This window comes from Thalassobacter sp. (genome assembly GCF_982993085.1).
In genome coordinates, this window is record NZ_CEZFMW010000116.1 from 1 (window position 1) to 11,803 (window position 11,803).

Consider the following 11,803-nt stretch of genomic DNA (forward strand, 5'->3'; position numbering starts at 1 on the left):
GAAAAAAGGCCCGCAATGGGGCCTCATCTTGGGTTCGCGAATGGTTTATGGCGGACTGGGGAGGATTCGAACCCCCGACCCCTTGATTCGTAGTCAAGTACTCTATCCAACTGAGCTACCAATCCGTCGTGGGTCGTTTAGCCCCCTGCTCCGACACGCGCAAGGGCTAATTCAAACAATTTCTAGAATGCCGTCACGCGGCAGGCAAATGCAGAAAGTAGTGCCCTCAGGCCCGGTCTCTTTTAGGGTCAAGGTCCCACCGTGTCCTTTGATCAGCTCAGCCGCGATTGCGAGCCCTAGGCCCGTCCCGCCTTTGCGCGCAGTGCCCTGAAACGGCTGAAACAAGTATTCCTGTGCGCGCGGCGGCAGGCCTGGTCCGGTGTCTACGACCTCAATCCACCAGGCGCGCGCCTCCTCACGGGCGCACACCGTGATCTCCCCAGGCACACCTGTGGCCGCGATAACTTGGCGCGCGTTGCGGACAAGGTTACCCAACACGCGGTGCAATTGATCAGGATCGGCCCGAACCTGTAGGCCCGGTGGAATATCAGTCCCGATACTGACCACATCCGGGGCTACGGCCAATTGCTCAGACTCGGCAATGTCCCCAGCAAGCGTTCCAAGATCGAACCGCGTCAGTGCAGGCGGGCTTTCCTCGGCCTTTCCGAAGGCCAGCGTCCCTTCGCACAGCGAAACTGCACGACTGATCGAGTTGACGATCTTGGGGCCGACACGTTTCACCGTGGGATCATCCACGCTTTCGAGACGATCGCCGAGTAACGTTGCAGTCGTAAGGATATTTCGCAAATCATGGCTGATCTTGGCCACGGCACCGCCCAATTGCGCAAGACGCTCCTTTTGCTTGAGCGATTGGCTAAGTTGGCTTTGCATCGCCGACAACGCCTCTTCAGCGGCGCGCAGCTCCACCACAGATGAGGCAGGCGTTACGATCCGTCGCGCATCCTCGGGCGCTTCGGCAAACCGGTCCATCTGATCCACAAGCTTGCGGATCGGCATCACCAACACCCGGCGCACCGCCATAAACAGCAACACAGCCGTGATAGCAGAAATCATCAACGACAGCCAAAAAATATTCCGCCCATAGTCCAGCAAAGCCGCACGGAGGGGTCGTGAGTCGAGCGCAAACTCAATCTGCAACCCACCGCCCATAACTGGCTGCCCCAGTACGCGGATCACCTCAGGCTCGGGGGTGATCAAGCGGCTCATCGCGTCACGGATTAGCACCCATGCCCGATCATCGCGCAGATCGACGGTCTGTCCAACCTGAAACGGCAAGGGCCCCGACAACACCAATTCCCGCGCCACGTCCCGGCGCAGAACGACGTTCAGAACGCCGGCGTTGCGCAGCAGCTCCTGCTCAACCTCCGGCGCGATCATCTCACCCGCAGCCAAAAGATTGAGAGACGCAATCTGCGCTCGCTCCAACCGCGCCAGCAGGTACTCCTCGCGGAAGCGGGCAATCGAAGGCAGAAAGATAAGAATTTCCGCCACCATGACAAAAATCACGGTCAGAACAAGGAAGCGGCCAGAAAGTGTGTTAATCATCGGCTCTGCTGTGTTGGGTGTGCGGAGGGGCGCCTAATCGGACGCCCTTCCCTGTCATATATAGTTGACACCGCCCTGTCCAATATGACGGCGTGAATTTTGCTTATGGTAGAACCTTTTGCACGAAACGCACGACCCGCTTCACCGTTGGATTATCGAATAGGCGCGGGACATAATATTGCCCGGCAGCGCGTTTGTTGATCTCCGCGAGAGTTGGGTAGGGCGCGATCATGGCGGCCACCGCCCCGATCTTTAACTTGTTGGCTAACACCAAAGACCACGTCTGGATCAGCTCGCCCGCATGGGCCCCCGCAATAGAGGCCCCAACAGGACGCCCCTTGACGATCATCACCTTGATCAAACCCTCGGTTTTGCCTTCTGCGATGGCGCGATCATTCTCATGGTAGGGAAAGCGTACAACTTCCAGCTTATCGCCATGCGCCTCACGCGCCTGCGCCTCCGTAAGGCCGACCTGAGCCAGCTCAGGGTCGGTGTAGGTTGCGTAGGGAATGTGATCTTCACGGATTTTGGCTGGCAGACCAAACAGCATAGATCGGATGATTGTCGCCCCATGGTAGCCCGCGACATGGGTGAACTGATGACGCCCAGCGGCATCCCCGATGGCATAGACCTTGGCATTCGTGGTTTTCAGCGCCATGTCGGTTTTCACGCCGCGTCGATCATACTCGATCCCCGCCTTTTCCAAATCCAACTTATCGACATTTGGCTGCCGCCCGACCGCCATCAACAGGTGGGAGCCCTCAAAGACCGAACCATCTTTTGTATGGACCTCAATCGCCCCTGCACTGCCTGCAATCTTTTCGGCAATCTGCCCTTCGGCGATTTCGACCCCCTCAGCGCGCAAGCGGTTAAGGACAACCTCGGCCATTTCGGGATCATCCCGGCCCAGCGCCTTTGCGCCCTCGAGAACCGTCACCTTTGAACCCAATCGCACATGCGCCTGCGCCATTTCCAACCCGATGGGGCCACCACCGATAATGAGCAAATGCTCTGGCTGCTCACGCAGGTCAAACAGTGTCTCGTTCGTCTCATAGGGGACGGCATCAAGGCCGGGGATGGGCGGCACAAAGGGGCGCGACCCAGTCGAGATCACAACACGGCGCGCCATGATCTGGTAAGGTCCGGCTTGTACCGTTTTGGCATCAATAAACTTGCCAAACTCCCGGATCACTCGGACACCCATCCCTTCAAACCGCTCTTGGCTATCGACGGGGGCGATTGTCTCAATCACTTTGTGAACATGGTCCTTGGCCGCGGCATAGCTGACTTCGGGCATCACGGGGGTCACACCGAACTTGGCACCATGGGACATTGCATGGGCCTGTTTGCCCGCCGCGATCAGGGCCTTGGACGGCACACACCCAAAGTTCAGGCAGTCTCCTCCCATCTTGTGACCTTCCAGCAGCACAACATCAGCCCCCATTTGGCTGGCGCCCGCCGCCACGGACAACCCGCCGGAGCCGGCGCCAATAATCAGGATATCTGTTTTGATCTTTTCCATGGGTTCAGTGCTTTCTTTGAGCAATGCGTCGGTGCTGTTCAGCGCGTTCATTGTGCCGAGCCTTTGCGAAACTTTTTAAGGATAATTGGCAGGACAGAGAGCGCGGCAAACCCAAGGATCGGGCCGATAACATGCGGCTCAAAAATAATGCCTAGGTTAGGCGTTTCACCACGGGCGAATACCTCACCAAGGCCCGCCCCCACCCATGTGTAGACCACGCCCCCCGGCAGGATGCCAAAAAACGTCGTGAACACATACCGTTTAAGCGAAACCCCCATGAACGCGGGGATCAGGTTGGCCACAAAAAACGGCACGGCAGGGACAAGACGCATGATGAAAAGGTAGGATACCTCGTCCTCTTTAATGCCGTCCTTGATTTTGCGCACGGCCCCTTCGGATGCGTCCAACTTGGCGGACATCTTGTCCCCAAGGCCCGACTTCGCAGCAAGGAAAATCGCCGTGGCGCCGATGGTCGCGGCCCCTGCGTTAAACAAAACCCCCGGAAACAGCCCAAACAAAAAACCACCTGTCAGCGTGGCAATCGCCGCCCCCGGCAAGGAAAAGCCAACGATCACGATATACGCCCCGACAAAGGCCAACGCGGTCAGCAAATAATTTGCATCCCGAAACCCGATGAGGGATTCGCGATTGTCCGCAAGCGTCTGAAACGACAGCGTATCGCGCAGGGCATAGGCCCCAACGGCAGCAACGGTGAGAATGGCAATCAGCGGCAGGTTCTTCACGAGCGCGCTTTTCTTGGGCGTATCTTGCGGCATCTGTTGGTGTGTATCAGTCATCGGAGCAATTTCCTTGGTAATTCTGAGATCGTGAGCCGGATTGGCTTTCGTTGCAGCCTTGATGCATCATGCAAGGTGCCGGAGATAGCCGACCTCACGCGGGGGTGATGTCAGGTGATGGGATTCGGGGTCAAAACAGGGGTTTGTGACAAAGCGTGTCACCGAACACCGGGCCGACCACGCAAATCAGAGCAAAAGATGTAACATTCTACTCCCGCACGCCGTTGACAGGCCCCCTCCCCGCGCTTAAGCAGCGGCATCACGAGATTAACGCCTGTCGAATCCCATCCGGGCACCGACTTGATAGGAGCACCGACATGAAACGCACGTTTCAACCGTCCAACCGCGTTCGCAAAAACCGTCACGGCTTCCGTGCGCGCATGGCCACCAAAGCTGGTCGTAAGATTCTGAACGCACGCCGCGCACGCGGCCGGAAATCGCTGAGCGCCTAAGGGCCTCGTAGCGATGAGTGTTGAGCCGCCGGTGCCCCGGACCAAAGGGACACCGGCGGTTTCTTTATGCGTACTCAAAAAGCGTGCAGATTTTTTGCGCGCCGCCCGGGGCCACCGCGTGCCTGCCGGGTCATTTTTGTTGCAAGCATACAATCGACGCGAAGAAGACGCTGCTGTGCGCGTCGGCTACACTTGTTCCAAAAAGGTCGGCAATGCCGTCGCCCGCAACCGTGCCAAGCGTCGTCTGCGGGAAGCCGCGCGCCTTGTCCTTTTGCAGCACGGAAAGCCGGGCTGGGACTATGTGCTGATTGGCCGAGCCAACCAAACAGCGGCCCGTGATTTCCAAGACCTTCTGTCGGACCTGCGCCGTGCCTTGCAAAAGGTGCATGGCAAGTGACCCCTCTCGCTTGGATCCTTTCCCTGCCCGTTCGCGCCTACCGCGCGGTTTTCTCGCCTATTGTGGGGTTTAACTGCCGCTATGATCCGACATGCTCGGCCTATGCTCTTGAAGCACTGTCCAAACACGGCGGCCTCAAGGGCGGATGGCTCGCGTTCCGCCGCATTCTACGCTGCCACCCTTGGGGCGGGCATGGCGTGGATGATGTGCCCGACTAGCGCACAGCCACGCGAAACAACGCCCCCACCGATGTCTTTCTTTTCCAAGCCCTTCATCTAGTGTAGCAGCGCGTCACACCCCACCGACGGGCACGCCAAGGAGCACCGATCATGCTTGACGACGACAGCGATATTCACCCGCTCTTTGCCGGGGCCCCGAAAACCACAGCCTTCAAAAAACTGCGCAAACGGCTGGTACGGGACACACGCGAAGCGATTGAGCGCTACGGCATGATTGAACCGGGCACGCGGTGGCTGGTCTGTTTGTCGGGCGGCAAGGACAGCTACACGCTGTTGGCCGTTTTGGCAGAGCTACAATGGCGCGGACTGTTGCCCGTGGATATTTTGGCCTGCAACCTTGATCAGGGGCAGCCAGGTTTTCCGGCCACCGTTCTGCCTGCGTTTCTAGAGGAACGCGGCGTGCCGCACCGGATTGAATACCAAGACACCTATTCCATCGTCGTTGACAAAGTCCCTGCGGGTCGGACGTTTTGCGCGCTGTGTTCACGGCTACGGCGGGGCAATCTGTACCGCGTAGCCCGCGAAGAAGGATGTTCGGCTGTCGTGCTCGGCCATCACCGCGACGATATCCTTGAGACGTTCTTTCTGAACCTCTTTCATGGCGGCAAGCTCGCGACCATGCCGCCTAAGCTATTGAATGACGAAGGGGATTTGTTTGTTCTGCGCCCCTTGGCTCATGTGGCTGAGGCGGATTGCGATGCCTTTGCCAAGGCCTTGAATTATCCGATAATTCCCTGTGATTTGTGTGGCTCACAGGACGGCCTGCAACGCCAAGTGATCAAAGCAATGCTTGACGGGTGGGAGGAAAAGATTCCCGGCCGGCGCGCAAAAATGTTCTCGGCCCTGATGCAAGCCCGCCCCTCGCACTTACTGGATCCCGAGTTATTTGATTTTGCCGGCCTCATGAGATCTGGCGAATTTGAGGGAAATGATAAACAGGTCCCCACGCTGCGTTAAGCAAACGGTCAGCAAGGCGAGCTAACAGTCGGCACAAGACTGCGAGCCCGAGGAGTGACCCATGAACAGAACATCCGCCCGACCCGCCCGATTGCGGGCGGCTCTCCAACGCTGGCAAATCGCCACGACGTTTCCCATATTCGTGCTTTTGGGGGCGGTGGCCGTTGGCCTGACTGTAGATGAAATCGCAGGGCTATCGGTGGCGGCTTTGGGTCTGCCCTCCCTATATTTCTTACGGAAATGGGCCGCAGATAATTTGGTTACGCCCTCCGAAACACCACTTCGGACGGAGCGCGACATATTTATCGAGGACGCGGATGCCTTGATGGCTTTCGCCCCAGGCAGCAACACCTCAACAGCAGTGATGCTGATCGAAGTGGACCCGCACCTGATGGTCGCGGGGGAATGGCGCAGCAAATTCACGGATGACGTGTTTAGCGGGGTACAAAAACGGTTGGCTCGGTGTGTCCGCGACACCGATGTTGTCGCCCGGTGCGGGGACAACGTTTTCGGGGTTTTGCTTCAACCAATCCCGCGCGCTGATTTGGAAATCGTCCTGTCGATTGTCGAACGGCTCCAATCCTGCGTGAGTGAACCTATCGCACATGAAGATCAAACGTTCCATTTTCACAGCGCAATTGGCCTATGCCTAGAAGAACGAAGCCCTGCCCCAACTGGCGCTGCAATCGTAGCCGCCGCAGAATGTGCATTACGCGCGGCAATCCGAGCGAACGATGGCGGCGTCCGATCATTCACCAAACAAATGCAAAATGACGTCGAGGTTGAGCATCAATTGGCGGGCCAAGTCCACGCGGCCCTCGACACGGGCGCAATCCGGCCGTGGTTTCAGCCACAACTGTCGACCGACACCGGAATTCTTAGCGGTTTTGAGGCACTCGCGCGCTGGCATCACCCCGAATTGGGTCTTTTGTCGCCAAAGCAGTTTCTGCCAGCCATTGCGGCAAGCCACGCGTTCTCCCAACTTGGGGAAGTCATTTTGCTGCACAGCTTGAAGGCCCTAAAGTCATGGGAAAGCGCCGGCCTGCGCGTGCAAAGCGTGTCGATCAACCTATCCTTAGAAGAACTGCGTGACCCTCGCCTTGCAGACCGGATCATCTGGCAAGTAGATCGCTTTGACCAAAATCCCGAACGTATCTGCATAGAAATTCTCGAAAGCGTCACACTACAGGACGGCGACGATGCCATTTTCCGAAACCTCCGCGCCTTGCACGGGGCAGGTTTTCGGATGGACTTGGATGACTTTGGCACAGGACACGCCTCTATTTCTCACATCGCGCGCTTTGGCGTGGGGCGCATCAAAATCGACAAGTCATTCGTGGCAAACGTGGACACGGACCCTAACCAAAAGCGACTGGTAGCAGCGATCCTGTCGATGGCAGAACAGTTGCGTATCGAAACCCTCGCTGAAGGGGTCGAAACACCGGGCGAGCACAGCACCCTCGCCCAACTCGGCTGCGCCCATGTACAAGGTTACGGGATCGCAAAACCAATGCCCTTTGAGGACACCATCGGTTGGGTCAGCGCTCATAACGCAAAGATCGCAAACACAAGGATCGGCAATCGCCGGTTGGGCTGATGCAAGGTACATCCTGAACTCCCTACATTTTGATCGTCCAACATAGGCGAAGCCCCCTACCTGCGACGGGAAAGCCCTTGACCTTTGGCCCCTGCCGCTATTGAACACCGGGGACCAAATGACTGCCGGGGATGCGCATAGAATGGACGACCAAAACAAGAACCTCATCCTTGCCACCGCACTAAGCTTTTTGGTGATCTTGGTCTGGTTTGTACTTTTCCCACCGGAAGAGCCCCAGCCCCAACCGCCCGCCGTAGCAACCGCGGCAGACGGCACCGCCGTCTTGCCACCAGCGGCCCAAGACACCGGCGTTGCGATCCCAAGCCTGGCCGTCACACCCGAGCAATCACGTGCCCAAGCACTTGGTTCGACCCAACGCATCGACATCGAAACGCCTCGTCTCGAAGGCTCGATTTCCCTGACTGGCGGTCGCCTCGATGATTTGGCGCTCAAAGATTATAATGAGACCCTAGAAGACGATAGCCCGATCGTGACGCTGCTCTCGCCCGTGGGCGGCACAGACGCATATTACGCGCTCTACGGCTGGGCCCCAGGCGGCGATCTAGGCTTTGACCAAGTGCCGGGTGCTGCCACGGCGTGGCAGGTGGAACGCGGCACCACACTCACACCATCCTCCCCCGTTACGATACGCTGGGATAACGGCGCGGGCTTGATTTTCCGCCGCACGTTTGAGATCGACGATGACTACATGTTCACCGTGTCGCAAAGTGTTGAAAACACGGGCACAACTGAGGCGCGCATGGCGCCCTACGGCATTGTTGCGCGGCACGGTCAGCCCGACACGGTCAACTTCTTCATCCTTCACGAAGGCGTAGTGCGCAAATCCGACGGCACATTGTCTGAAGTCGACTACGACGACATGACCGACCTTGACGTGCTGCCCCGCGAAGGCGCACAGGCTGATGTTCAAGAGGTCGCCGGCAATGGCTGGATCGGCTTCACCGACAAATACTGGATGACGACGCTGATCCCCGGTGACGGCCAGCCCTTCACTTCTGTGACCAAATATGTCGCAAGCGCAGACATCTATCAGACCGAGGCCCGCCTGCCGACGATGTCAATCGCTCCGGGCACCAGCGCAGAAGTCACAACCAAACTCTTTGCCGGTGCAAAGGAATGGGAAGCTATCCGTAGCTACCAGAACGACAAGAACGTCGAAGGTTTTGTCGACAGTATTGATTGGGGTTGGTTCTACTTCCTAACCAAGCCGATCTTTGTGGCCCTGCATTGGCTTAATTTGATGATCGGCAACATGGGCTGGGCGATTATCGCACTGACCTTCGGGATCAAGGCCATCCTCCTGCCACTGGCGTTCAAGTCCTACGTCTCCATGGCGAAGATGAAAGAACTCCAGCCTGAAATGGAGAAAATCAAAGAGCGTGCTGGTGACAACCGCGAAAAGCTTCAGAAAGAAATGATGGAACTGTACAAGACCGAAAAGGTGAACCCAGCCTCGGGTTGCCTGCCGATCTTGCTGCAAATTCCGATCTTCTTCTCACTTTATAAGGTCATTTTCGTAACGATCGAATTGCGCCACGCCGCATGGTTTGGGCCATTCCAAGACCTTTCCGCGCCGGACCCAACATCCATCATCAACCTGTACGGCTTGCTGCCCAATGCGGCACCGAACCCAGAAAGCTTCATGGCGCTGATCTTTATCGGCATCCTACCGCTTTTGCTTGGTGTCTCGATGTGGTTCCAGCAAAAGCTGAACCCAGCGCCCACAGACCCCACGCAGCAAATGATCTTTGCTTGGCTGCCATGGGTGTTCATGTTCATGCTCGGCAGTTTTGCATCGGGACTGGTCGTCTACTGGATTGCGAACAACACCATCACGTTCATGCAGCAGTATGCGATTATGCGCAGCCAAGGTTACACGCCGGACCTTTGGGGCAACATCAAAGGTGGGTTCAAAAAGACCCCCAAGGATGACACCGCCAATGCTAACAAGAAGCCAAAGGGTAAGTGACCATGCCACATCTAGCTGAGATCTGGCGCCACCCGATCAAGGCTCATGGACGCGAAGCATTAAACCGGATCATGGTACCCACTGGCGGCACCCTACCGGGAGATCGCCAGTGGGCCGTCACACACGAGGCCAGCAAACCCATCACCAGTTGGAGCCCTTGCGCCAATTTTTCACGTGGTGGAAAAGCGCCCAGCTTGATGGCAATCAGCAGCGCGTGGGACGCAGAGGCAGGCACTATTACCCTGCACCACCCCGAACGTCCTAGTATCACGTTTGATCCCAACGGGGATTCTGGTGCGTTCATTGAATGGATCACCCCGTTGATGCCCACCGACCGCGCGGCCTCCACAGGGATTATCCATGTTGAAAACCACAGTATGACCGACACCGACTACCCCTCCGTCTCGCTGTGTAACCCCGCAAGCAACCGTGCCGTAGGTCAAGCCGTAGGCCAAACGCTGTCGCAGCAGCGGTGGCGTGGCAACCTGTGGGTCGACGGACTCGCTCCATGGGAAGAATTCGATTGGGTCGGTCGCGACATTCAGATCGGCGGTGCGCGTTTTCACGTGCACGAACCTATCACTCGATGCAGAGCCACAATGGCCAACCCCGAAACCGGGCGCATCGATGCAAACACACTGGGTGCTCTGAATGACATCTGGGGGCACCAACATTTTGGCGTCTATTTGAAATGCATCCAAGGCGGTGAAATCGCTACGGGTGACACCGTTGAGGTACGTTGATGTCCACGCTCCCCTTCCCCGAGGCCCCTGAGCCTGATGCCGCCCTGCTTGAAAAGGGACGCATGCTGTTCGCTTCTGAAACTGAGTTTCTCAAGGGTGTCGTGGCCATGGACGGCTTGCCCCCAGCGGACCGGCTAGAGGTTTGTTTTGCCGGGCGATCCAATGTTGGAAAATCCAGCTTGATCAACGCAGTCACCGGCCGCAAAGCACTGGCGCGGACCTCAAACACCCCCGGTCGCACACAAGAGATCAACTACTTCACCGTCTCGCCCGAGCTATTTCTCGTGGATGTTCCCGGCTACGGCTACGCCAATGCGCCCGTCGCGGTTGTGCAAAAATGGCAGCGTCTTCTGAAAAACTACCTTCAAGGACGCGTCACACTGCGCCGTGCCTTTGTCCTGATTGATGCCCGCCACGGCGTGAAACCAGTCGATGATGAGATCATGTCGCTGCTCGACAGTGCCGCTGTCACATTTCAGGTCATCCTGACAAAGGCCGACAAAGTCAAAGAAGTGGATCGTGCCAAGGTCCTGACCCAAGTACGCGGAGCACTAACGAAACATCCCGCAGCATACCCAGAGCTATTGGTGACGTCGTCCGAAAAAGGCTGGGGCATCGCCCATTTGCGCGCCTTGATCGCTGGGCTGGAATAGCTAGACGTGTTGGGCGCCGTTAATCTCAATCTCGGTGCCCGAAATATAGCTGCTTTCATCAGAGCATAGGAAATAGATCGCCGCCGCCACCTCAGAGGGTTGGCCAAGGCGGCGCATCGGCAGTTGTTCAACAATTTTGTCTGTGCCCGGCGATAGAATCGCGGTTTCAACCTCGCCCGGGGCGATTGCATTTACGCGCACACCGAGCGGGCCAAAATCATGCGCCATTTCGCGTGTCAAAGCAGCTAACGCCGCCTTGGATGTCGAATAGGCCGCCCCAGCAAATGGGTGCACCCGACTGCCCGCGATCGAGGTTACATTCACAACGGACCCCTTGGCCGTCGTCAATTCCTCCCGCAGGCCGCGCGCAAGCACAACAGACGCAAAGAAGTTAACGTGGAACACCTGCCCCCATGTGCGCAAGTCAGTTTCAAGGGTATTCAAGCGGCCCCCATCGGCCGCCTTGGGGGATATGCCAGCGTTGTTAACCAAGGCATCCAGACGGCCATCTAAACGACTGCGAATATCGTCAATCGCGGCCATCGTGGCCTTCGGGTCGGCCAAGTCAATCTGAACGTGATTTTCAGCCCCAGACCCCCACGGACATTCGTTCGGGAACGCATGGCGAGAGCACGTCAGCACCCGCCAGCCTTCGTTGCTGAACCGTTGAACCGTGGCGTGGCCGATCCCTCGGCTGGCTCCGGTTAACACCATAGTGCGTTGTGACATATCAAAAACTCCTGCTTCTACCCTTGCGCCTTTCGCAAGAGTCGCACAAGCCCCTTCCCCTCCCGAAGGGGCCGCGCTAGAACCCTCGCACCTTTTTACCCAAGGCCGCGCCCTATGAAAAAGCAGACTGCCATGACCCGCGACTACATCGCCACCGCCCG

12 protein-coding genes and 1 tRNA gene are annotated in these 11,803 nt (G+C 57.6%); 8 read left to right on the forward strand and 5 right to left on the reverse strand.

Annotated elements, in window-relative coordinates; translation table 11 throughout:
* Positions 1-48 precede the first annotated feature (48 nt).
* The 4 genes from AC4GMC_RS14955 to AC4GMC_RS14970 form a co-directional block, all read right to left on the reverse strand.
* Positions 49-125 (reverse strand) — tRNA-Arg (locus tag AC4GMC_RS14955).
* Between the two features lie 46 nt (positions 126-171).
* On the reverse strand, positions 172-1,566 hold the full coding sequence (locus AC4GMC_RS14960) for a sensor histidine kinase (RefSeq protein WP_487877710.1): 1,395 nt from the start codon (positions 1,564-1,566) through the stop codon (positions 172-174).
* 103 nt (positions 1,567-1,669) lie between these two features.
* Entirely contained in the window at positions 1,670-3,088 is a 1,419-nt protein-coding gene (locus AC4GMC_RS14965) for a dihydrolipoyl dehydrogenase family protein (RefSeq protein ID WP_487877717.1), read from the reverse strand.
* A 47-nt stretch (positions 3,089-3,135) separates the two neighbouring features.
* On the reverse strand, positions 3,136-3,885 hold the full coding sequence (locus tag AC4GMC_RS14970; RefSeq protein ID WP_487879048.1) for a TVP38/TMEM64 family protein: 750 nt from the start codon (positions 3,883-3,885) through the stop codon (positions 3,136-3,138).
* Between the two features lie 317 nt (positions 3,886-4,202).
* Between AC4GMC_RS14970 and rpmH the strand changes: the two genes are divergently transcribed.
* The 8 genes from rpmH (at position 4,203) to yihA (ending at position 10,913) form a co-directional block, all read left to right on the forward strand.
* A complete protein-coding gene (gene rpmH, locus AC4GMC_RS14975; protein ID WP_026757035.1) occupies positions 4,203-4,337 on the forward strand; it encodes a 50S ribosomal protein L34 in 135 nt (44 codons plus the stop codon).
* Positions 4,338-4,350: 13 nt separating this feature from the next.
* A complete protein-coding gene (rnpA, locus tag AC4GMC_RS14980) occupies positions 4,351-4,734 on the forward strand; it encodes a ribonuclease P protein component (RefSeq protein ID WP_487877713.1) in 384 nt (127 codons plus the stop codon).
* The gene (yidD, locus tag AC4GMC_RS14985; RefSeq protein WP_487877714.1) at positions 4,731-4,952 is read left to right on the forward strand and encodes a membrane protein insertion efficiency factor YidD; all 222 of its coding nucleotides are present in this window, start codon (positions 4,731-4,733) and stop codon (positions 4,950-4,952) included. Before rnpA ends, yidD begins: the two co-directional genes overlap by 4 nt.
* Before the next feature lie 111 nt (positions 4,953-5,063).
* Positions 5,064-5,930, forward strand: a complete 867-nt coding sequence (gene ttcA / locus AC4GMC_RS14990) for a tRNA 2-thiocytidine(32) synthetase TtcA (protein WP_487877715.1) — start codon at positions 5,064-5,066, stop codon at positions 5,928-5,930.
* 61 nt (positions 5,931-5,991) lie between these two features.
* On the forward strand, positions 5,992-7,527 hold the full coding sequence (locus tag AC4GMC_RS14995) for an EAL domain-containing protein (protein WP_487877716.1): 1,536 nt from the start codon (positions 5,992-5,994) through the stop codon (positions 7,525-7,527).
* A gap of 142 nt (positions 7,528-7,669) precedes the next feature.
* The gene (yidC, locus tag AC4GMC_RS15000; protein WP_487878416.1) at positions 7,670-9,517 is read left to right on the forward strand and encodes a membrane protein insertase YidC; all 1,848 of its coding nucleotides are present in this window, start codon (positions 7,670-7,672) and stop codon (positions 9,515-9,517) included.
* 2 nt (positions 9,518-9,519) lie between these two features.
* Entirely contained in the window at positions 9,520-10,260 is a 741-nt protein-coding gene (locus tag AC4GMC_RS15005; protein ID WP_487878414.1) for an MOSC domain-containing protein, read from the forward strand.
* Positions 10,260-10,913, forward strand: coding sequence for a ribosome biogenesis GTP-binding protein YihA/YsxC (yihA, locus tag AC4GMC_RS15010; protein WP_038008572.1), 654 nt, complete (start codon positions 10,260-10,262; stop codon positions 10,911-10,913). The genes AC4GMC_RS15005 and yihA overlap by 1 nt, the downstream gene beginning before the upstream one ends.
* On the opposite strand, the gene AC4GMC_RS15015 is transcribed toward yihA, so the two are convergent.
* Positions 10,914-11,642: an SDR family NAD(P)-dependent oxidoreductase gene (locus AC4GMC_RS15015; RefSeq protein ID WP_487878415.1), complete on the reverse strand. Its 729-nt coding sequence runs from the start codon at positions 11,640-11,642 to the stop codon at positions 10,914-10,916.
* Positions 11,643-11,803 lie beyond the last annotated feature (161 nt).